We start from the raw sequence: 23,324 nt of genomic DNA, 5'->3' as shown, positions 1-23,324 counted from the left end.
TTGAATGAAGCATGTTTGTAGTTATTTTAGTATTTTACACAATGAAAAATAAACGATCTATTCTCAGAATTTGCTTGTTTGAATTCCCAATCACCATATGTTTTAATTTTTGAAAAACCGATTTGTTTCAGCGACTCATCGAATTCTTCTTGATTTCGAAACCTCAGCTGCATTTTTTCATGCACTAACACTTTGTCTGTTTTAGTATTTTTTACAATTTCATAGAAAGTGTAAGTATCTCCCTCAAACCCTTCATATTCTGTATAAATTTCTAAAGGATCTCCGCTTAGTCTATCTTTAGCTAAGTCAGGAGTTTTGTCCTTCTCCCATTCTTCCCATCCTTTTACCAAAGGGTTTCTTGTATCAAAAATAAAGTGACCCCCGATTTTTAGGGATCGGAATACGTCTGAGATTACTCGCTTCCAACTATCATCTGTAAGAAATACCTGTGCAACATTCGCTGTCATAATTACCGCATCATAGGTATTGGTTTGTAAATCCGCACTATCACCTATAATCCATTCCACACTTTCAGAATTATCTTTACTTCTCGCTATTTCAATCGCTTCTTCATTGGGATCTATAGCGGTAATTTTATAACCGCACGGAACAAGATGAGTAGTCCATCTTCCTGTTCCACAGCCCAGGTCAGCTATAGATTCTACTTGTAATCTCTTTAACAATGCAAGGAAAAATTCATCGTCTTTTCCCCAATGGTTAATCTGGTCATATACTAATGGAATCATAAATAATGTCTCCTCACTTTCAACAGCGTTTTACTGTGCTTAACAGTTTGATGTCTCATACATAAGCTATACGGTCTTATTTTCATTCTGTGAACCAAACACTACCCTGGTTGCTTCTATAAAAGATAACATCATTGGTGAAAGCCACTTGTCTTTATGCCACAACATCTGTGTATATACCTGCAAGTCCGGAATTTGCCAGGGGAGGACAACAAGTTCTCCACGTTCAACTTCAGATTCCGCGACGATCTCAGGAAGAAAGGCAATACCGATTCCTGAAATTGCACATTGTTTAATGGCTTCAGCACTTTGAAACTCTAAATATGTAATGCTATCAATGCCCTCTTTCTCAAATGACCGATCAAACATCGTTCGATAGGGGCAACCCTTCTCATTTGTCAGGAACACTTCATCATGAAAATCTTCCAATTGCAGCACAGTTCGTTTGGCGAGTGGGTGATCTGGAGCAGCTAACAATCGGAAATGTTCTTCCAGCAAAGGTTCCACGGAAAGTCCACTCGAGCGAATGGGTTCATCCAACATATAAACAATATCCGTGGTCCCCTCAAAGAGCGTTTGCTTGAGCTCTTGATTCGGAACTGAGCGGAAAATTAAGCGAACTCCCGGATGCTGCGAACGAAACCGTTGGAAGACAGGTGGAAGCCGATAAGAGCAAATAACCTCATTCGCACTTATCGTTAAGGTTCCACTTAGTTTTTCATTATCATGGACAGCACTACGAGCCTCGTCCATTTTTTCGAGAACGCCTTGGGCGTGTGTTAAAAAGCGTTTACCCGCAGTTGTGAGCGCGAGTTGCTTGCCCAACCGATCAAAGAGGCGAACACCTAGCTCATCTTCCAATGCTTTAATTTGCATCGTGACGTTGGAAGGAACGTAGCTCAGCACTTCTGCTGCCCGCGTGAAATTCAATGTTTTTGCAACCGTACAAAACGTATTCAGTTGACGCAATTCCATCCAATGATCCCTCCTTCATCTTTCAATTTTATTGAATACTATCTTGAATTCTATTCACTTTTATTGAGAGTATCACAGCTCTATACTGAGTACAAGAGATCACAGTGAACCTGTGGTGTTTCATTTTGAAGGGAGCAATTATACGATGGATTATGAAATTTTTAATTTGGGTGATGTACTCTTACAATCAGGAGTGACGTTACCAAACGCTTATCTCGCTTATCAAACTTACGGAAAATTAAATGAACAGAAAGACAATGTTATTGTCTATCCAACGGCTTTTGGAGATCAGCATATTCAGAATGAATGGCTCATTGGCAGCGGGATGGCACTGGATCCAGAGAAATATTTTATTATCGTTCCCAATTTGCTGGGCAATGGGCTCTCTTCCTCTCCCAGTAACACGCCTCCTCCATTCGATCGGGCTAACTTTCCACAGGTAACCATCTATGACAACGTTCGATTCCAGCACCAACTGCTGACCGAAAAATTCGGTATTGAAAAGATTGCTCTCGTCGTCGGGTGGTCGATGGGCGGCATTCAGGCATTTCAATGGGGGGCAAGTTACCCGGAGATGGTTGAACGAATTGCACCTTTCGGAGGCATCGCCAAACCTTGGCCTCACACATTTGTGGTCCTGAAAGGCGTGAAAGCTTCACTGCTATCCGCAGTCGGCTTCGACTCAAGTAAATTAAACCAACTAAGTTCTACAGACATGCGTGCCGTTGGTCGGGTGTATGCGGGATGGGGACTATCACATGCATTTTATAGAGAAGAGCTATACCGTGAGATGGGATTTGACACATTGGAGGATTTTGTAGCTGGTGTTTGGGAATATAGCTTTATGAATATGGATCCGCATAATGTTCTGGCCATGTTATGGACAGGACAACATGCAGATATCAGTGCAACCCCCTCCTATAACGGAGACTTTGATAAAGCACTTCAGAGCATAAAAGCTTATGCCTGTATCATGCCGGGAAGCACGGATCTCTTCTGCACAGCGGCCGATAATGAATACGAAGCTAAGCGTATACCTAATGCTGTCTTGAAACCAATCCAATCGATCTGGGGCCATTTTGCCGGTCGTGGAATCAACAGTGCCGATAATCAATTTATTGATGACAATCTAAAACACTTGTTGTCACTTAGCGCTAATGAATAGATCGTCACTTGCATTGGGAATTCAGTGAAGAGAAGCGTTGATCTTTCGGAGGGAGAGCTCCCCCCAAGCAGTGGTGTTGTTGAGTGATGATGTAGAAATTAAGGAACCAGCAATAATGAAGTTGAGGACCTTATTCCGATGTTTCTTTTGCATCCTCTGCCAGTCTCATCTCTATGGCGTTCATCTTTAGTTCCACCGGATAACTCACTCTGGTTGCCATTACAAACACACCTCCAAGATGATCTTGAAGGTGTGTTTGATTAATACATATTCCTAAGGATTATAACTACAATTAAGTAAGTACAGTCATCGCCTCTCTTGTGAATGGAACCAGATCATCAGTACGTCCTTCTTGAATTTTCTTAACCCATTCAGGGTCGACTAGAAGAGCACGGCCTACAGCAACCAGATCAAACTCATTATTCTGAAGTCGTTGTACCAATCCTTCGATACTGGCGTTACTTGCGCCTTTACCTTCTGTGAACAGACTTGTAAAGTCACCATCAAGACCAATCGATCCAACAGTGATTGTCGGTTTACCAGTCAGTTTTTTGGTCCATCCAGCAAAATTCAGATCAGACCCTTCGAATTCCGGTTCCCAGAAACGGCGTGTGGAACAGTGGAAGATATCGACTCCAGCTTGAACTAACGGTGCGAGAAGCTGCTCCAGTAATTCCGGTGTTTCAGCCAATTTAGCCTGATAATCATCTGTCTTCCACTGAGATAAACGCAGTACAATAGGGAATTCCGATCCCACTACTTTACGGCAAGCCTCAATCACTTCAACTGCAAAACGTGTGCGAGCCATCATATCTCCACCGTAACGATCCGTACGAGAGTTGGTTTTCTCATACAGGAATTGGTCGATCAGATAGCCGTGTGCTCCATGGATTTCAACACCATCGAACCCAACGCGTTTCGCTTCTGAGGCTGCTTTTGCGAATTCCTGAACGATTGTAGCAATCTCAGCTTCCGAATAATCATTAACATGACCTTTGGCTCCCATATGCCAGATCTGTGGAATAATTCGACCACCAGCTTCATGTACTTCAGATACAACATGTGCCCAACCATTCATTGCAGCTTCACCATAAAAGTGCGGCACATTGGCTTGATTGGATGCATCCGGATGATTAATTATTGTCCCTTCTGTCACAATAAGCCCCACTGCGTTCTCTGCTCTGCGGCGGTAATAGCCCGCAACATTCGAACCCGGGATACCTTCCGGAGAAAATTGACGCGTCATCGGCGCCATCACGATCCGATTGGATAACTTCAAGTGACCTAACTCTATAGGTTGGAACAATGCTTCTACGGATTGAGAATAATTCATAATAACCTCCACATATTTCGTTTTTTTTATATAAATTGACCTAGGAGATGTTAAACAGCAATCAGCCTGGTTAACAGCTAGACGTTATTTCCAAATGAATCAATACACGATTTTTCTCGAAAAGCCCCACCTCCTTCAAGCTTTCGTGGTGTATTAATCCGCCTTCAATTATTTTTGACTTCGTAGTCAAGAATTTCACAAAAAAAAGATCAAGACATGATCATGCCAAATGAAGTACGCAGAACCGTCTCGATCTGTTCACGGGATGAACCTGATTTCTCCATAACTCTCACACCAAGAATGGTGTTATTTAGATAAGATGCAAGCTCTATACTCGTATACCGGTTGGAAATTAACTGTTGTTTCTGGCCACTACTTATGATCTTCTCTAATACCAGTTGAATCTCTTCTGCCATGAGCTCAGCTTCGCGTGTGACCTGCTCGTCATCTGTTCCGAATTCGAGTGATGCATTCACAATTAGACACCCTTGGCAGCTAGTTTCATCGTCTAAAAGGGAATATCGTAAGGTATCCAGTTTATCAACGGGAGACGAATCCAGGGCTTCAATCTCTTTCAGTTTCGCTATAACCTGTTCACGGTAAATTGCCAGCGCCTTCAGAAACAACGATCGCTTGTCTTTAAAAACACAGTACAAACTTTGCTTTTTGACTCCTGTAGTACGCGTAAGGTCCTCATAAGAAGTTGCTTTGAAGCCTTGATTCCAGAACACTTCCATAGACTGGTGTAATACACGATCGACATCAAATTCTCTTGGTCTGCTCATGGGATTAATGTATCAGTTATTGACCATGCAGTCAAGAACTGATCATTTTACATCCTAATCTCTACGGTATTTTCCTGCAGGTCCATTGAATGCGGTCTAACTCTTCCGGTAAGCAACCTTGTGAAAAGCATTGATATAACGAAACAGTGCTTCACCATCATCAGGCACATGCGTACTTGTATCCAGTGGTAGCATCATTGCCTGATACGGCTCTGGCACCATTCTATATTGATGGACATAGGAGGTTAGGATGAACCCGTTGCGTTGCCAGAACTGTATGCGTTCCTGATGAGCCTCTGTTGTCCCGAACTCCGCCTCGATAATCATACCTTTGATCCGGTGCTCCCTTAACGCCCAGGCTCTGAGCTGCTCTAGCATCCAGGTCCCTATGCCCCACCCACGCAACTTCTGTTCAACCGCGAGGTAATCGATGATCAGGATGCGGTCCGCAACCTTCCCCTCCAGTCCAGTAACAGCCATCGCAACCACTTCTCCATGATGCACGCCTGTGTGTAAATAACCAATCTTCCGGTCCAGCATACTGCGCAGAATCGCTTTTGTCTTAGCGCCGCTTTGAAAAGCCTCATGATAGATTCGCTCCATCCGCGCCCACAATGCTTCATCCCACTCCTCTATAGTCGTAAACTCTAATTCCAACATCTCATTCGCCTCCAGCTTTAATTCAGATTTATCGTGATTCAAGATATGTAAGAGATATTCCTTCCGGTTTAATGGATAATAATCGTATCTTGTACATGAAGGTACTTCACCATCGAAGGGCTGATAGCCATAAAATTCGGGCGGGTTAGACCTCTTTTTTCTGCGATTCTGAAGACTGTAGCATGCTTTTAATCTTAAAAGTTTATGTTTTTATCGTTCGCATACCTGGCGTATATTCACAAAATTCATCTATCCTGCTCGTTAACGTAATGAAGCAGCCGGTCTAACACAGGCAGCTTCATTTTCGTCGCTTATTCAATTATAGTTTCTACGTTAGCGTAATAAAGCATTAACTCTTAATATCTTCTTTAGCCTTTTGTCTATATCGAATTATGGAAAGAGGTAAATTAACTACTCCAAGAATAAAAGAAGAGCTAATAGATATCCATTGAGATATTGAAGGATAATTTGGTTTTCCGTCTCCTACAGGTCCTATTTTAGGTTGGTGGCTATCCCACAAAACATATAAGAGACCAACAGCAGGTAACAATATGCAAACTACACTTGCAACTATATGTAACACATACTTGTTCAATCCTACCCCTCCATTTATTGTATTCATGTCTTGAACTCTGTTTATATTATAACGTTATCTAAAACGGGAAATTACACTAACCTACTCCTTAGTTTAACAAAAAAATTTCTCCTTTAAGATATTTCCTAAAATAGTTTTCAATAACTGTTGGAAAATTTGCCGCTAAGGATTGTTGTTCATTTGTATTTAGAGAATGGAATGCGAAAGTCCTAATGATTGACCAAATAAAAAATGCTTCTAAATAACTCGACATAATTTTCTTCCAGTTGATTTACTTTGCTATACGATGAAATAAATACTTTCCTATTATCAGATGAAAGATGCAAATTTGAGAATTGTTAGTTGTGGTGTAACAAGGCTTGGAGGTTAGTACTCGCCTCAATCGGTACATAAAATGTATGCGGAAACCGTCGATAAGCTTGACGAGATCGTGTCTACGGCTTCATTCGCTGCGAACTTAATCCCATCACATCAAACTTTGGTGCAGTTGGACCTACTATCATTGGGTTAATGAGTTATGAATTATAAAACAAAGAAAGCAGCTGATCACTTGGGTCAGCTGCTTTCTTATTGTTATAGAAGGTTTTATACATCGTTAAGAGGCATGTAACAAACGAAGATGATACAAGTGTTTATTTATTGCAAAGATTTTTTCGTTTGTTTTCTTTTAGATAGAGAGTTATCAAGCAACGTTGTTACGATGCCAATCACAAGGGCAAGCGCACCGATCCATGGGATGTAGTTCAACAAACTGTGGTTGACAGCAATACCCCCGATACCAGCTCCGGCAGCCATTCCAACTTGTCCAATCGCGCTATGCAAACTAAGTACAATGCCTGAAGCAGCGGGAGCGAGACTTATAAGCTGGAATTGGATCGGCGTACCTGAGGACCAGGCTGCTATTGCCCAGAAAATAAGTAATATATATAGAAGAAATATGGATTGGCCTATAAACGGGAACAACAGTAATGCAGTGGCGTGGAGTACCATGCCACCAGCTAGTGTACGGAATGTGCCCCATTTATCTGTACTGAGTCCTCCTATTTTGGAACCAATAGCACTAGCGATACCAAATATAAACAGGGCTACCGTTACACCTTGATCACTCATACTAAATATATCAAGGAGATACGGTGAAATGTACGTAAATAAAATGGAATATGAGCCTAACCACACGAACGTAATCAGTAACGCTGCTGCGATACGCGGTTGCATGATGAATTTAAACTGATCACGCAAAGGAACAACTTCTTCAGCAACTACTTTGGGTATGATCAGCAGCGCTAGGAATAAGAGAATAAGTCCTATTACTCCAAGACCAATAAATATGATGTTCCAATCATAATGGGAAGCTACAACCCTACCTATGGGTACACCGATAACTAATGCCGTACTATTTCCCATAATAACTGTAGCAATTGAACTGCCTTGCTTTCCTGGATCAGCCAAAACCGCAGCAAGAGTAAGGAGCGTAACCTGAATAACACCGGCACTAAGTGCTGAAATAATTCTAGCTACGATAAGCATCTCATATCCTGTTATCGTTGCAATTAAAATGTTAATAACAGAGAATACAGTTAATGCATAAACTAAGAGTTTTTTTCGGTCTAATTTAGATGTGAAAGCAATTAAAAAAGGAGTACCTACGCCAAATGCTATAGAGAACACTGTAATTAGCTGTCCAGCAGAAGAAACTGAAATGTTGCTAGATTCAGCAATTTTGTCTAGGATCCCGGCAATAACATACTCTGATGCGCCATTAAGAAAACTAATTACAGCTAATAAATATATTTTCCACATATTTTTCAACAATTGCACCTTCTTATTTCTGTATTTCTAGAAAAATAGATTAATTAACTATTCACTAAAATAAATATTCTACATTCACTCATCTGGGACAAAACCATTTTCTATATAAGACCCTTCTATTGAATTAGTAGCTAAAGACCTTCCCACATTAAAACATCCGCTAATCGAATGGTTAGACTCATTTGTGTGTTCCACCTTTCAGTGTTAACTCCGTAAGAGATTTCTCCATATTCAGAGTATTCCTACTTATCGGTCTGTAATAAATTTTGTTTTGCAAAACTTATGTTACTTTTATTATTCAAATAAATATATACATTTTGGCATTTTAGTTTGAATTAACATGAGATCACATTTGTTACTCAAAAGTAACGCAGTGTTTTATTTTATTTAAAAACGGCAGCGTTCCAGAAATAACTTGGAATCACTGCCGCTATTAATAACACCAAATTAGGCTTTGACTGTGTACATCAATTCTTTTTCATTAATTGTGGTACGCCCAGCCGATTGGACATCGGTATATTGAACCATGTTCGTAATAATGACCGGGGTAATCATATTGTAACCCGCTTTTTCGATCTCTTCACGGTCAAATTCCATCAATAGATCACCTACGGATACTTTTGCTCCTGCCTGAATCTTGGGCGAGAAAAATTGGCCTTTCAGCTTTACCGTATCAATCCCGATGTGAATCAGCATCTCTGCGCCAAGATCACTTACGAGACCAATAGCGTGACCACTCTTAGAAACAGAGAATACTGTGCCGTTAACTGGGGAAACTGCACGTCCTTCTGAAGGTTGAATGGCAAATCCTTTACCCATCATTTCTTCTGAAAAAGCAGGATCTGGAACCAGGCTAAGTGGCTTAACTTCCCCACTCATAGGGCTGAATATTTGTTCATCCTGTAATTTAGTGTCTTCAGCTACTACAGGTATAGTTGCAGACGTTGCTGATGGTGCAGGTAACTCTTCCTGGAAGCCCAGAAAATAAGTAATTACGCTAGCTACAACGAATGCAATTAAAGCAGCAATCAGTGCAAAGAGCAGGTTGCTAATGTCTGGACCGACATATGAGGCAGCTCCCGGAAGACCTACAGTGCTAATGAAATAGGCTTTAACAGAAAAGGTTCCCAGAAACGCCCCAGCGACTGCGCCCCCAATGAGCGCTGCAATAAATGGTTTTTTGAATTTCATGTTAATTCCGTACATGGCAGGCTCCGTAATTCCCATAAGAGCGGTCAGTCCTGTAGAATATGAAAGTGATTTGGTTTGGGTGTTTTTAGACTTGAAGCCCACACCAAATGCAGCACCACCCTGGGCCATATTAGCTGCGAACATTAACGGAACGATAAAATCGTAACCAAGTGTTGCAATCGAACCAACTGCAAGCGGCAACAGTGCATAATGCATGCCTGTAATAATCAGCACAGACATTGTGCCACCAATCAAGATACTTGCCAAAATGGATGCGTTATCAAATAACCATCGGATACCCCCAGATAAACCGTTTCCAATAATGCCACCCAGTGGACCGATCGCGATCAAGGTTAGTGGTACCATGATGAGTAACGTAACAGTTGGTACAACAATCAGTTTCAGTGAAGAATGAGTGATGCGGTCAATCGCTCTCTCCACGTAAGCAGCGATCCAGATTGCAATGACGATGGGAATAACCGATGATGCATAGGATGTGGCAATAACCGTAATGCCTGCAAACGAAGTATTACCCTCTTGAAGCAACGCTGTAATGGTTGGATGCATGAGACCAGCCGCTAGTGCAGCACCTACATAAACATTGCTCCCCATTTTCTTCGCAGCACTAATGGCCAGAATAATGGGCAGGAAGTAGAATGCGCCATCGCCAACCGCAGACAAAATGATATAGGTTGAACTTGTATTTGTCATCCAACCAAGAGCCACCAGAATGGACACGATCCCTTTGATCATACCTGCGCCAGCAATTGCTGGCAGGATTGGCGTGAACATGCCCGATATGAAATCAAATAATGCGCTGATCGGATTCCTTTGTTTCTTTCCGCCTTTTGGAGCACTCTCTGCGTTAGGCTTCATGCTCATATTGTTCACTAGTGCTTTGTACACTTCGGAAACTTCACTGCCAATAATCACCTGAAACTGTCCACCGTTTTCCGTTACACCCATAACGCCAGGTGTGTTTTTTAACGTTGTTCTGTCTGCTTGATTGTTATCGTTTAGATTGAATCTGAGTCGAGTCATACAGTGCGTAACTTGATCGATATTCTCTTCCCCACCAACCAGTTTGAGAATATCTTTGGACAATTGTTGTTTATCCATGATGTAAGGCTCCTTCGACGTATATTAAGGTAGTAAAGCTAAATTTTTGAGGATGGCAAAACAAACTCATTATGTTTTCATATGACAGCTATTGTGACATTCTCAAGCAGACTAAGGAAGCTCAACAAGCTTGAAACTAGAACTAGTTAAGGGTAGGTTGGTTTATTCGTTGCCACCTTCGTTCTCTGACCATGGACGCGTTAGCCAGTTATAATGGAAGTGCGAAACATATGTTATAACGTCATGTTACTCAGAACAGAGAAGAAAATATATATTGTTTAAGTGTTTAGTTTCCTTTGACACGAAATGATTTTTGTAACAAAAATGTAACGTGTTGTTTTTTGAATACAGGTAATGTATACTGCCTAAGCAGGTTACCTATTATTTTTATTATGGTCTAAGGGAGTGCATATCCATGTTCACCAGTGAACAAATCTCATCCTATAATGAATTGGAACTATCTTTATATAACTATATTTCTCAGAACATGGAAAAAGTGGCGTACATGCGGATTAGAGAGCTGGCTGATGAAACTCATGTATCTACAGCCACCATTATGCGATTTTGCAGAAAGAATCAATGTGAGGGATTTTCGGAATTTAAAGTAAAACTTAAGATGCTCATTTCCCAAAAGGGTAAACTAACGAAGCAGGAGTTGAAAAGTCCACATCATGCAGTGTATGAGTTTTTTGAACGTTCTCAAGCTCCTGAATTGGAGGAAAAAATTCAAACGGCAGCAAAGTTAATTGCTAATGCCAGTAGCGTTATTTTTATTGGTATCGGGAGCTCCGGAATAATGGGTGAGTATGGAGCCCGATTTTTCTCAAATCTAGGGATATGCTCCGTGTACATAAAAGATCCTCATTATCCTGTTCATATCAAAATGCAAAAAGACAGCGTTACGATTGCATTATCTACGCGAGGTGAAAACCCGTATGTTCTACCTTATCTCCAACGGATCAAGCAGGAGCAAAATAAAATTGTGGCGATAACAAACAATCGCCAATCCACCATGGCTAAAATATCAGATGTGAATATCCCTTATTATGTAAAAGAAGAGTATTATGAATCCACTAACATCACCACTCAGGTTCCTGTTGCGTTCCTTTTAGAATGGCTGGGACGAGAGGTTTTCAAAGAAATGGTAAATACAGAATTAGAGCTATGAGAGAGAACTCGATCTTTTTATAAACACGCACCAGAAAGAGAGCCCTCTAGGCTCTCTTTTCAGTCTTAATGACTCTCTATGGGATGACTACGTTAGACGCTTTCCATTACTTTTTTTCCTCGTGTTGCTGCAATTTGCGTCATAATCATTAGGATGATGATCACAATCATTCCAATCATAGCAGGTGTGAAACTATTGGAAGCATCATGAATCCAACCCAGCAATATTGGACCCATCGCTCCAATAACATACCCGGCAGATTGCTGCATCGCTGACCAGGAAGTTGCATCGTTCACATTGGTTGTAGAATCAATCGGTAACATCAGGTTTAAAGTGAACAAGCCCCCTGCTCCAACTCCAAAGAGTACAACGGAAACCATCGGTATGAAATTCATCATCAATAAAATCAAACCAACAATCATGAACAGAGATTCACCAACCATCCATACTCTTCTTGAAGGAAAGTTCTTCAATAATACAGGAAGTACAAAACTAATTGGGATTTGGATGACAACAAATATGGTCAGACAAAGCGTTGCATAGGATTTGCTATACCCCATTTCCTGAATCATTAACGGGAGCCACGCTGTAAAAGAATAAAACAACATAGCCATTAATCCAAATGAAAGCGTAAGCGTCCATGCGCTTCTATTTCCCCAGGGAAGTTTAATTTGCGGACGTTCTTTTCGTTCACTCACATGAGCAGATTCAGATCGCGGCTTCACCATGATCCACCAAATGATCGCTGCTACAAAGGCAATTACTGCCCACCCTCCTACTGCTATCTGCCAAGAATTGAAGTATGCTTCTAAAGGAATGGATACCATTGAACTGACCGCAGCCCCTACAGTGATTGCAATACTATAGAGTGCAATCATAGATGGAACATGATCGGGAAAATATTTTTTAATAAAACCTGAAGTTAACGGGCCAATCGAAGCGATCCCGATACCTACGATTAATGCAGATAAAAGTAAAACGAACGTAGACTGTGTAAATAGCCGAGTGGCTATTCCGATTCCCACCACAATCAGGGAATATCCAATGATTCGTTCTATTCCCCATCTCCCACTTGCTTTGACGGCAAAAGGTGAAAATACGCCCATACATAGTACAGGTATAGAAGTTAGCAAACTGGCTAGTGCAGCGCTCATCCCCAGATCTTCCCGAATCGTATCTAGCAGCGGAGATATAGAATTAATAGCTGGGCGCAAATTCAATGTAGCAACAAATAATGCAATTATTAAAAACATTTTTTTTCTCATATTCTGCTCCCTAATCGTTCAAATATCAATATTAAATTAAGAAAGAGCCGCTGACTGGCGGCCCTTTCTTAATTTATTCTGTAGGCCTGTACGCTAATCTGTAATAAACGTATTTCCAACATCAGCAGCTGTCGCTATTCACGAAACAAGCTGATCCCGTTGCTCTGAATGACATCCTTATACCAGTGGAAGGATTTCTTACGATAGCGTTCCAATGTTCCTGAACCATCATCATGACGATCCACATAGATGAATCCGTACCGTTTTTTCATCTCTGCAGTTGTTGCACTAACCAAGTCAATACAACCCCATGATGCATATCCCATCAATTCAACACCATCTTGAATGGCTTCAGCAACTTGAAGCAAGTGCTCCTTCAAATATTTAATGCGATAATCATCAATAACGGTTTTATTACCATTTCCGTCCGTAATCAGTTCATCTACGGCTCCTAATCCATTTTCAACGATGAATAATGGCTTCTGATAACGATCATACATCGCATTCATGATGTACCTTAAGCCTTGAGGGTCGATCTGCCAGCCCCAATCACTCGCGGTCAAGAGCGGATTAGGAACACCACCAATCAGGTTTCCTTCTCCTTTAATTTGCTTGGCTGGATCAGCCGTTTCGCAACTACTTTGGTAGTAGCTAAAGGAAATAAAGTCAACGGTATTTTTCAGAATTTCTTCATCGCCAGGTTCAAAATGAATGGTAATTCCGTTATCTTTCAAATAACGTTTCATGTAGCCTGGGTAGTAACCACGCACATGGACATCCGTGAAACCTGTATTCTTATGATCAGCTTCCATCACTTTGATCATATCATTAGGGTCAGGAGTCAATGGGTAAATCGGCATAGCAATGACCATACAACCAATTTTGAAATCAGGGTTAATTTCATGCCCTATTTTAACCGCCAGAGCACTTGCAACAAACTCGTGGTGAACCGCTTGGTACAGATCCTGTTTGCTAAGTTGATCCGCATGCGTGTTAATCCCGCCGCCCACAAACGGGTGTTCCAGAATAGAATTAATCTCGTTAAATGTAAGCCAATACTTCACTTTGTCTTTATATCTGTCGAAAATGGCTCGCACATACCGTTCATAGAAACCGATCATTTTTCGATTCGCCCAGCCATCATATTCCCTAACGAGATGTAGAGGAGTCTCATAATGAGAGATCGTAACTAGAGGTTCAATTCCGTATTTCCGGCACTCGTCAAAAAGGTTGTCGTAAAATTGGAGGCCTTTTTCGTTTGGCTCAAGTTCATCCCCTTTGGGGAAGATTCTGGACCAGGCGATAGACGTGCGGAAAACTTTGAAACCCATTTCGGCAAGGAGTTTAATGTCCTCCTTGTATCGATGATAGAAGTCAATTGCGATTAACTTCATATTCTCCTCTGTTGGTTCTGTTGTTGGAGGTGTCTGAATGCCGTGCGGCATGATATCCGAAATGGATAGTCCTTTCCCGTCCTCTAGATATGCACCCTCAATTTGGTTCGCAGAGACGGAACCGCCCCACAAAAAACCATTAGGAAATTGAAATGTTTGACTCATTTGGTAAGCCCACCTTTCTTTTAAACCTTCAGCTGATCTGGATAAAAAACGAATCCCGCTTTATCGGTTTTTTTATCATGTATTTGTTTGCACAACTTATGCTACATAGATTAATTCATAAAATATATGTTATTTCGTATTTAGTTCAAGGTATCACAGATTCACATTTGTAACATAAAAGTAACGCAGTGTTTCAAAGGATTGCTGCATGCTAGCTCGAGGGTAACTTTACTTTTAATAAGCGGAATGGCTCCGGTCAAACAGGGTGCAGCCTCCTCACTTGCGAGCAGCGTCACCTCGTTATTCAATTGTACGTCCTCATTCAAACACGAAAGAAACCCAAGGTCTATGAATCACCTGGGTTTCTCGACTATTAGTTGTGGTGGTTGTAATCACCCCTACATACAGCTTTTAAGTTGTTTTATTAGCTCATCGCAGGCTGAAGAGTTTCCAGCAGTTTCTTAATCTCTTCATCATAGTCCAGTTGGAATAATGGAATTACCTCATCTAATTTTTGCTGGTACAATTCCGGATCCTGGACACGAAGCGCTGCTCTTAATTCCATTTCTTCTTCTGAACCATTGTCGTTCAAAATCATGTCCAGGACATCCGCTTTGAAATATTCACTTGGAGGAAGGATCAAAGCATTCATCAGGAATTGCATAAAAAAGAGATGGTTATCTTTTTCCTGATCCGCTTTTTTCATCGCTTTCTTCGTAAATAAGTTGATATATTTCTGAGCAAAATCTACTCCTTTCAGTTCATAAGGCCCACCATGTTCTACCCCTCTCCAACGCAGGTCAGCCACGGAACTAAGCCACCAAGCCGGATCGATGGCCTGCTGCATACGCAGCAATACGTTCCGTTCAAACTGCGGATCGGGATGCAAGCGCTGTGCTTCCAAACATTTCCCTATAGTCTCAGCTTCGATCGCAGCAACGGTGATGCCTTGTCCATGAATTGGATCAAAGCTGCAAAATGCATCACCAAGGACGAGTAAACCAGATGGCCAATCTTCCATGAGTTCAAAATGCTGACGAATAGACTCGGATATACGATATCCGCGCGGCCCTTGCACAGGCTCCAACCGTTCCATCAACTCCACAATTTTATCTGAAGCAAATAGATGCTTGAGTTGTTCTTGAAACTCCTCTGGCTGAGTTGAAGGATACTCCTCCCCTCCAGCATTGAAAAGAATGAGTCCAGCGATATCATCCTCAATGCGCGTAAATATGCCTGCACGAATACCTTGCTCAGGATCTGAATCAGACATCACGAATTCATTTGGAATAGAGGATTTTATTTTGTAATAACGAGTGCTGTAACCAAGAGATACCTTCAGCACCTCCGGCTCCGGCACATTCAACCCTAATTTATCAAGCCATCTGATCAATTTGGAGGAACGACCAGAGGCATCAATAACCATATTCGCTGGAAGTTGGTCTTCTCGCTTCTCTCCTTTTCTTTCTTTTGTGTAAATTCCTGTAATGGAGTGCTGATCTTCAGAGACCATTAGCCCGGTAACTTCCAAGCTGGTTAAGATGCTTACATGAGAAATGTCCTGGAGTCGTTTGCGCAGCACCCATTCCAGCAAAGCTCTGCTGCACGATGCAATTTTGAATGAAGAAGGATCCTCCTTGTTAACTAATGTACCGTATCGATTAGTAACTATAAGCTTCTCATCGTGTGAAGAGATCGCTCCCAATGCTATCAATTCGTCATTGTAACCTGGGAAATAATGTTCCATAATCAGCGCGCCGCGTGGTTGTACACGGTGTGGATGAAAAGATTGAGGTACACCCTGCCGGTTATTTGGCTCCGAAGGGAATTCATCCCTCTCAATCACACATACTTCCTCATAATAATCGGCTAACATTCTTGCAGTAATTAATCCAGCAATCCCTGCTCCGATCACCACAGCTTTTTTCATGTCAGACACCGAAGATTCATCCTTTCTAGAAATTAGATTTTAATCTACACTTGTAGATCAATCAAAATATTACTTATAATACCAATATATAATCAAAATTTCTTTTATAGTAAGAATCAATATAGCGATGGCATATAGTTAAACTACGATATGGAAGTGGTGTAGATGAAAATCAATGAAAAAAAGCTTGATTTAAGAGTTGCCAGGACTCATAAATTGTTAATTACGGCCTTTAGAGATCTGTTATCTGAGCAAGGCAAACTATTCAGCAATATCACGATTAATGAGATATGTGATAAAGCGATGGTTCACCGTACAACGTTTTACAAACATTTTGAGGATAAATTTGCGCTGTTATCCGCTACCCTCACGTGGGTTCTTCAGGATTATTTACAAATGAGTATAGAAGATCGGCTTCGGCAGCCCTTGCAAAGCCTATCTAGATTCATGTTGGAGAATTTACTGGAGCCGATTGTTCAAAACCAGAAGAATGACAAGGGATTTACTGACTTTTTCAAAAACTATATCGGAGATATATCCAGAAGAGATTTTCTGGAACTAAAAAGAAGAGGTAAACCATTTTCACCCCCCATAGAACTCTTAGCCGAATATCATTCAGGGGTCATTAGTTTACTTGTCACGTGGTGGATATATCATCTTGAAGAAGATGTTACGGCAGGACAGATGGATGAGTATTACTATCAAATGGTTAACGAGAAAATCATGTTAGACTAGCATGAAGCTCACTCTACGCGACGTACCTAGCCAAGTTATCCAGCCTGACCTATTTTCACCACCAGAATAAGAAGGTATCTTATTGTTGAGATAAAATAAAAACCGATGGGCATTTTACTTATGTAAAGTCCCATCGGTTTCTTTAGTTTTAGGATAGTTCGGTTGAAGGCCACAGATGCTGTGAATCTAAAATATAAGTCGATAAAATTATGTCTACTGATCAAAAAAATGGGTTACTATGTAGCAAACTAGCAATGGTTGCTTACCAGAGGCCTATGAAGTAACAACCACCTATATTCATCTTACGAGTTATATTCATTGTAAGCATCTTCAGTCGTCTGCACGTTCTTCAGATACACGATCTGCCCTGACTCGTTCACACGCATAATATCTATACCCGCCTTCGCATACACCGTGCCATCTACTGCTTGCCCGCATACTGCCCAGTTAGTTCGATAACTGCCGTCGGGCTGAAGAACCCATGCATCCCACATATGTTTAATGTCTTTATTGTATTCATAAAAAGTCTTAATAACCACCTCGAATCCTGTACGACTGCTACCGTTTGAAACAATTTCAGCATTCTGCGTGAACAGGGATAACAAGTCCTTCATAGCCCGATCGTCAGTGCGAGATGCATCAAACAAGCGATAATAATTATTTAACATCGTGATGTTTGCATCGGTGTTCAGAGAGTTGGTAGTATTGCCAGCGGTAAGGCCATAAATTTATCCTTTTCAAATTGAAAATTCAGATCTGTTAATACTTGTTGATTACCAAAAAAACTCTTCTTAAACTCTGAAGTACCAATTTCATTTCATTCGGGGTCATACGGTGGGCGTGACTAGGCGGAAAGTTGTGACTGTGAATGTCTTCTCTTCAGTGAAGAAATCTCGTTTGGTAGTGAAATGTAAAAACTTCATAAATTCCTTCGTTTTTATACGACTCCTTCTTCATTTGCGTCCTGTAGTATGTCTTACATCGGGATAACGAAGGAGCACAACGAATGAAGAAAACGATGATGTTAACCTTACTCATAGTCATTACGGCAGGAATGATCTGGTTCAACTGGGGGCTTGTTAGGACAGGTCAGAATCAGCCGGACTCTACATTTGGCACCAGCGGCTGGCAGGAGAATAGGCTTATTGCACATGCATTTGGTGGAGTTAACGGGGCTAGCTACACCAATTCTTATGAGGCGTTTATAACCAATTACAATAGAGGGTACCGTTTGTTCGAGGTTGATCTGGTGCAGACGACGGACGGGAAACTTGTAGCCAGACATGATTGGTCGCAGAAGCTACAGCCGGATTTGGCCGCTCATCGCGGACGAAACGTAACAACGCTTCAGTTTGAAAACTCGCTTATTATGGGAAGATTCCACCCTCTTACACTGCCGGACATACTGCAGCTGATGCAGCAATATCCTGATTTTGACTTAATTGTGGATACGAAAGCAGGCAGCAAAGAGCAAATTCAGCAGCAGTTTGCGCATCTAGTCAATGAGGTTCAACGTACGGATCCTGCACTGCTCAACCGGATTATACCTGAAATTTTCAGCCCGGAAATGTATGACACGGTTATGGGAATCCACCCCTTTCCAAACAAAATATATTCACTTTACAAAACTGGCGCCTCCGCCGAAAGTATTGTAGAATTCGTAAGGGACAAACAACTGACAGCGGTTGCCATGCCTGTATACCGTGTGTATCTAAACCCCAATTTAGTTCCAACACTACATAAGTTTGGGGTAAAAAGCTATGTTCACACCGTCAACAGCAGACCGGTTATGCAGATTCTGTCCAGGTTCGGGGTGCATGGATTTTACACGGATCAGGAAGAATCACCAGCGGAGCTGATGCTTGCAGACGCTCCCCCCGGCCATGTTGAATTTTCGGGATACATGAGTTCCGGATTAGTAAATATAAGAAATATCGTGATGAAGGTGAGAATTAATGGCTATAAATAACATTCTTGTTGTAGACGATGAACCGGAAATTCGAGAAGCGCTTGTTATTTATTTGAAAAGCGAAGATGTGGATGTATTAACTGCCTCTAACGGATTGGAGGCGCTGGAAATTCTTGAACAAGAAACCATTCATCTTATTATCATGGACAACATGATGCCACAGCTCGATGGAATTAAAACGACATTTAAAATTCGTGAAAACAAAAATATACCGATCATTATGCTTTCCGCCAAGTCAGAAGATAGCGACAAGATTTTGGGACTCAACGTTGGGGCTGATGACTATATTACGAAGCCGTTCAATCCTCTAGAGCTGATCGCTAGAGTCAGATCTCAGCTGCGCCGGTTTACGAATTTAGGTTCCTTCCAGTCAAACGGGGATGAGCTCATTCAAGTAAGAGGACTCGTGCTGAACAAAAGCTCGAAGACTGTTGAGATAGATGGAGAGGACGTCAGATTGACCCCGAAAGAATACAAAATTTTGGAGCTGCTGATGGAGAACAAGGGTAGGGTTTTCTCAATCGAAGAGATTTATGAGCGCGTGTGGAATGAACTGATCTTCACTTCAGAGAATACGGTTGCCGTACATGTGAGAAACATTCGTGAAAAAATTGAAATCAATCCCAAAGACCCAAAATATTTAAAGGTGGTATGGGGAATTGGATACAAAATCGAGAAAAAATAAAGCCGATCGGAAGGTTCCAATCGACCTTATTGTCATCATTGTCGCCGCGATTCTATGGAGCCTCGTACTCATAAACAGGTATTCATACACGGGGTTGAGTCTGAGCTATTCAACTTCAAGTTATATCCAGACACTGCTTGCCTTAATTATTCTTTGCCTGCTGGCAAGCAGACTGTTTCTTTATTTTAAGGCACCCCATAGTAGGCGTTCCTTCTGGCATGGCAGTCTGCTGATGGATTACTTTCATATTTGGAGAACCGGTCTTAGAGCCAGTTTACAAAACGGGAGACTAACGTTTGGCCTCATCATGATGCTTTTGCTAACCGCGATAGCCGGCATTTGTATTTGGCAGGCAGTCACATATTACGGACAGGGGTGGCTTCTACTTTATTTGTTGCTCTACGTGTTGTTCTTGGTTCCATATATACTTTCCAAGCTTAGAAGATTCATCGCCATTATCAACGGGAGCAAAGAGATTGCCGAAGGAAATATTCAAAACACAATTCAGGATACCGGCAAGGATGATCTATCCAAGCTTGCTGGTTATATTAACAATATGAAAGCCGGGTATCAAAGCGCGCTGGAGAATCAAATGAAGAGCGAACGGTTAAAAACAGAGCTGATTACCAACGTATCACATGATTTGAAGACCCCACTTACTTCTATTATCAACTATGTTGATTTATTAAAAAAAGAAAATCTGTCTACAGAGACCACCCGATCCTATATTGAAACCCTGGACCGGAAGGCGCTACGGATGAAGCTGTTGATTGAAGACCTGTTCGAAATCTCAAAGATGGCCAGTGGTACAGTAGAGCTGGATATTGAGTACGTCGATGTCGCGACATTGTTGACACAGGCAATTGCCGAGTCCAACACCAGTATGGGACAAGCGTCGCCTGTGATTCGGGAGAGGATTGCGAAATTCCCGATCCATGCACATTTGGACGGCAATAAAATTTGGCGTGTATTCGAAAATTTAATTGGCAACGCGCAGAAATATTCGCTTCCGGGAACCAGAATCTATATTTATTTGGATGAGTCTGATGATCTGGTGCTATTCAAAATTCAAAATACTGCTGCTTATGAGATTGATTTTGCTGCGGAAGAGTTGTTCGAACGTTTCAAAAGAGCAGATGAATCCCGCCAGACAGAAGGCTCCGGCCTAGGGCTGTCCATTGTGAAAAGTATCGTTGAGCTGCACGGCGGGGAGATCAAAATCGAAATTCATGGTGATCAATTCAACGTTATTCTGCATTTGCCCAAGCAGCGCTTAATTTAAAAGTCCTAAAACTACGTTAACCCTCAATGCTCCTTTTCAGGAGTATGAGGGTTAACTTTTCATTTTTATTCAGGTATAAAAGGTGAATCGTATGAATGGCTTACCAACATCGATTCCTAAATATTAGTCCAGAAGGCTGTAGATCTGAATGCTCTCCACCTTGGCATCCTTGATATGGAACGACATCACATCCACATAATTGGATGGCTCGTAACGGAAGTCATCCTCCTCATTAGGGGCTCCATCACCAAGCAGTTTCCCCTCAGGGTAGGCGTTTTTGAGTGTATCCAGGCTATCTCCTGCTTTAATGTTTCGCACTGTCGCGTACTTGGGATCTGTGATTTCGATATGAAAGATGGAGTCTTGTTTTCCCTCTGGTATACTGATTGTTTTAATCTCCAGACCAGGATACGTATAGACCTTTTCTGTAAAACCGATTAACGTATCCATGTTTGTTCCATCGTCGGCACTGTACGTATGAGATTTCAGGTTATCCGGTTTGCCCAGCATCTGTTCCATCTGATCTTCATTCGCTGTATCCGAAATCGCAATGGTGTGCTCATTATAGACAAAAGCAAGCTCCTTCAGCACCACATTGCCTTCCTTCTCCATCGAACCTTCCTTAATAGCTTCAGTCCCCTTTTCTTCAGAACTTTCGGAAGCAGGAGCATTAGCATTTGTTGCTCCTTCGCCTTTGCTTTGTTCATTCGCTGTGTTCTGTCCGGTTGCTGGGGGCGTAGCATCATTGGACTGACAGCCCGCTAATGCCACCGTTAGTAGAGCACCTAGTACGATAACACCTGTTGCTTTGTTTATCAATTTCATCATGATCCCTCCATAAATGTGTGATTTGTTCTTATGAAGTGATTATAAATAAAACATTTGTTAGTCTCATAACAGAAATGTACCAATCTTGTAACGTTAATTATTTACGATTGTGTTTCCGCACGGGGCAACACAATCGTAACGGTTGTTCCTTCCCCGATTTGACTTTCCATGTCAATATAACCATTAAACCGCTCGACAATCTCCTTGCAAATAGAAAGCCCAAGACCTGAACCGTTCGCTGTGCTAGCATTTTTCGCCCGGTAAAAACGTTCCTGTACTCTCTCCAGCTCATCGCCCGCGATACCAATACCTTGATCACGTATCCGTATAACCACCTCACTTGGCGTATGCTCCATCTCTACTTTAATCTGTGAGTGACTTCCTGAGTATTTGATGGCATTGTCCACAAGATTGGCGATGGCATGGGACATCAACATGGGATTGACATCGGAGTAGACTTTTGTCAGACCTCCATCTGTTGATCCTCCCTCCACTTTACTAACCATAATCTCAATTCCTTTATCTTTGGCCTTGGCACCCATACTCGTTGCGACTTGCTGAATCAGTTCGTTTATTTCCGTTTTCTCGACTTCCAGTTCGTTAGAACCAGCCTTGTCGAATCGGGATAACAACAACAGTTCATTAATCAAGCGCGTCAGCCGATCTGATTCCTGCAACAGATGAGCATAGATTTTTTGTAACTCCTTGTCCTCGTTCTCCCCTTCAACCAAGTATTGAGAGAAACCACGAATGGCTGCCAAGGGTGTTTTTAACTCGTGAGATACGTTGGAGACGAATTGCCTCTGGTACTGAATGTAATCATGAAGCTGCCGCCCCATGGAATCCAGTCCATCTGCCAGCATGCCCAGCTCATCCTTACGGTTTAGATGAACTCTCCGAAACTCCTGCCTAGAGAAACTTTGCGCAGCGTCAAGCAACAGTTTAATCGGCTTGGTTGTGTTGCGGGCAATCCACAGACTGGATAACGTAATCAGTACAATAAATCCGCCTGCACCCGCAAACAGGATATAACGGATTTGATCCATAATCGCATAAAAGTAGGAAATGTCCTCCACGAACTCATACACATAAGCGTTCTCGTAGAATTGATCCTGAATGGGCGTCGCGAAATAAAGCAGATGATCTTCCGTTACGGTGTAGGCATAACTGCCGCTCAGGGCTTTCTCAATATTCTTTTCGAAAATAAGAGGTTTGCCATCATTAATGATGATGCCATCCACAGCCAAGCCCAGCAACTGCTTGGAGCTGTCATAGATACGTACTTCCTTGCCTGAAGCTTTCAGCTTCTCCAGAGCGAGTCTGACAATTTCCTTGGTCTGGGGCTCTCCTGAAGATGACCTATGCTGAGATAACACCTCACGGAAGGACAACTCGGACAGATCCGCCTTCTCCATCATCTGTTTCTCAATGGTAATGAAGCTGTAGTAATCGATGGCTTTATTCACCGCAAAAATGATGATGCCAAAGGACAGCACGGAGAAAAATAAATAATTCAGCAGTAACC

Annotated in this window: 20 protein-coding genes; 6 read left to right on the top strand and 14 right to left on the bottom strand. The window is 41.8% G+C overall.

Going from position 1 to position 23,324, the window contains the following annotated elements; genetic code table 11:
• Window positions 1-26: 26 nt before the first annotated feature.
• Window positions 27-746 (bottom strand): class I SAM-dependent methyltransferase, encoded by a 720-nt coding sequence (locus MHI52_RS16580; protein WP_101313859.1) that lies wholly within the window; start codon window positions 744-746, stop codon window positions 27-29.
• A gap of 66 nt (window positions 747-812) precedes the next feature.
• Entirely contained in the window at window positions 813-1,721 is a 909-nt protein-coding gene (locus MHI52_RS16575) for a LysR family transcriptional regulator (RefSeq protein WP_076327456.1), read from the bottom strand.
• A gap of 145 nt (window positions 1,722-1,866) precedes the next feature.
• Here MHI52_RS16575 and MHI52_RS16570 point away from each other — a divergent pair, with 145 nt between their 5' ends.
• Window positions 1,867-2,886: an alpha/beta fold hydrolase gene (locus tag MHI52_RS16570; RefSeq protein WP_101313858.1), complete on the top strand. Its 1,020-nt coding sequence runs from the start codon at window positions 1,867-1,869 to the stop codon at window positions 2,884-2,886.
• Between the two features lie 292 nt (window positions 2,887-3,178).
• Here the strand turns inward: MHI52_RS16570 and MHI52_RS16565 are convergent, their stop codons facing one another.
• From MHI52_RS16565 to MHI52_RS16540, 6 genes are all read right to left on the bottom strand, one after another.
• A complete protein-coding gene (locus MHI52_RS16565) occupies window positions 3,179-4,219 on the bottom strand; it encodes an NADH:flavin oxidoreductase (RefSeq protein ID WP_174806470.1) in 1,041 nt (346 codons plus the stop codon).
• A gap of 209 nt (window positions 4,220-4,428) precedes the next feature.
• On the bottom strand, window positions 4,429-5,004 hold the full coding sequence (locus MHI52_RS16560; protein ID WP_036673614.1) for a TetR/AcrR family transcriptional regulator: 576 nt from the start codon (window positions 5,002-5,004) through the stop codon (window positions 4,429-4,431).
• A 96-nt stretch (window positions 5,005-5,100) separates the two neighbouring features.
• A complete protein-coding gene (locus MHI52_RS16555) occupies window positions 5,101-5,664 on the bottom strand; it encodes a GNAT family N-acetyltransferase (protein ID WP_101313857.1) in 564 nt (187 codons plus the stop codon).
• Window positions 5,665-6,013: 349 nt separating this feature from the next.
• Complete coding sequence (locus tag MHI52_RS16550; RefSeq protein WP_076327461.1) at window positions 6,014-6,259, bottom strand: hypothetical protein; 246 nt, start codon at window positions 6,257-6,259, stop codon at window positions 6,014-6,016.
• Window positions 6,260-6,895: 636 nt separating this feature from the next.
• Entirely contained in the window at window positions 6,896-8,059 is a 1,164-nt protein-coding gene (locus tag MHI52_RS16545) for an MFS transporter (RefSeq protein WP_257467846.1), read from the bottom strand.
• Between the two features lie 456 nt (window positions 8,060-8,515).
• Window positions 8,516-10,378 (bottom strand): beta-glucoside-specific PTS transporter subunit IIABC, encoded by a 1,863-nt coding sequence (locus MHI52_RS16540; protein WP_339187014.1) that lies wholly within the window; start codon window positions 10,376-10,378, stop codon window positions 8,516-8,518.
• 415 nt (window positions 10,379-10,793) lie between these two features.
• On the opposite strand from MHI52_RS16540, the gene MHI52_RS16535 reads away from it, so the two are divergent.
• Window positions 10,794-11,546 carry a MurR/RpiR family transcriptional regulator gene (locus MHI52_RS16535; RefSeq protein ID WP_339187015.1) on the top strand — a complete coding sequence of 251 codons (753 nt, stop codon included), beginning with the start codon at window positions 10,794-10,796 and terminating at the stop codon, window positions 11,544-11,546.
• Window positions 11,547-11,638: 92 nt separating this feature from the next.
• Here MHI52_RS16535 and MHI52_RS16530 read toward each other — a convergent pair whose 3' ends face one another.
• The 3 genes from MHI52_RS16530 to MHI52_RS16520 form a co-directional block, all read right to left on the bottom strand.
• Complete coding sequence (locus MHI52_RS16530; protein ID WP_339187016.1) at window positions 11,639-12,811, bottom strand: MFS transporter; 1,173 nt, start codon at window positions 12,809-12,811, stop codon at window positions 11,639-11,641.
• A 134-nt stretch (window positions 12,812-12,945) separates the two neighbouring features.
• On the bottom strand, window positions 12,946-14,370 hold the full coding sequence (locus MHI52_RS16525; protein ID WP_341344020.1) for a 6-phospho-beta-glucosidase: 1,425 nt from the start codon (window positions 14,368-14,370) through the stop codon (window positions 12,946-12,948).
• Between the two features lie 424 nt (window positions 14,371-14,794).
• Window positions 14,795-16,300, bottom strand: a complete 1,506-nt coding sequence (locus MHI52_RS16520; RefSeq protein WP_180361761.1) for an NAD(P)/FAD-dependent oxidoreductase — start codon at window positions 16,298-16,300, stop codon at window positions 14,795-14,797.
• Window positions 16,301-16,465: 165 nt separating this feature from the next.
• Here MHI52_RS16520 and MHI52_RS16515 point away from each other — a divergent pair, with 165 nt between their 5' ends.
• Entirely contained in the window at window positions 16,466-17,035 is a 570-nt protein-coding gene (locus MHI52_RS16515) for a TetR/AcrR family transcriptional regulator (protein WP_076317758.1), read from the top strand.
• Window positions 17,036-17,337: 302 nt separating this feature from the next.
• Here the strand turns inward: MHI52_RS16515 and MHI52_RS16510 are convergent, their stop codons facing one another.
• Window positions 17,338-17,703, bottom strand: a complete 366-nt coding sequence (locus MHI52_RS16510) for a nuclear transport factor 2 family protein (protein WP_256721204.1) — start codon at window positions 17,701-17,703, stop codon at window positions 17,338-17,340.
• Window positions 17,704-18,041: 338 nt separating this feature from the next.
• Between MHI52_RS16510 and MHI52_RS16505 the strand changes: the two genes are divergently transcribed.
• From MHI52_RS16505 to MHI52_RS16495, 3 genes are read left to right on the top strand one after another with little or no spacing between them, the layout of a single operon-like run.
• The gene (locus tag MHI52_RS16505; protein ID WP_340386378.1) at window positions 18,042-19,004 is read left to right on the top strand and encodes a phosphatidylinositol-specific phospholipase C/glycerophosphodiester phosphodiesterase family protein; all 963 of its coding nucleotides are present in this window, start codon (window positions 18,042-18,044) and stop codon (window positions 19,002-19,004) included.
• Window positions 18,991-19,689, top strand: coding sequence for a response regulator transcription factor (locus MHI52_RS16500; RefSeq protein ID WP_036613934.1), 699 nt, complete (start codon window positions 18,991-18,993; stop codon window positions 19,687-19,689). The genes MHI52_RS16505 and MHI52_RS16500 overlap by 14 nt, the downstream gene beginning before the upstream one ends.
• Window positions 19,664-20,971 (top strand): HAMP domain-containing sensor histidine kinase, encoded by a 1,308-nt coding sequence (locus tag MHI52_RS16495; RefSeq protein ID WP_341344019.1) that lies wholly within the window; start codon window positions 19,664-19,666, stop codon window positions 20,969-20,971. Before MHI52_RS16500 ends, MHI52_RS16495 begins: the two co-directional genes overlap by 26 nt.
• Before the next feature lie 123 nt (window positions 20,972-21,094).
• Here the strand turns inward: MHI52_RS16495 and MHI52_RS16490 are convergent, their stop codons facing one another.
• Together MHI52_RS16490 and MHI52_RS16485 are read right to left on the bottom strand one after the other, a co-directional pair.
• Window positions 21,095-21,799, bottom strand: coding sequence for a hypothetical protein (locus MHI52_RS16490; RefSeq protein ID WP_340386376.1), 705 nt, complete (start codon window positions 21,797-21,799; stop codon window positions 21,095-21,097).
• Window positions 21,800-21,900: 101 nt separating this feature from the next.
• Window positions 21,901-23,295, bottom strand: a complete 1,395-nt coding sequence (locus tag MHI52_RS16485; RefSeq protein ID WP_101313848.1) for a cell wall metabolism sensor histidine kinase WalK — start codon at window positions 23,293-23,295, stop codon at window positions 21,901-21,903.
• Between the last annotated feature and the right edge of the window lie 29 nt (window positions 23,296-23,324).

The organism is Paenibacillus sp. FSL H8-0283, assembly GCF_045040675.1.
GTDB classification, from domain to species: domain Bacteria; phylum Bacillota; class Bacilli; order Paenibacillales; family Paenibacillaceae; genus Paenibacillus; species Paenibacillus amylolyticus.
This window is presented reverse-complemented; position numbering and strand designations above follow the sequence as displayed.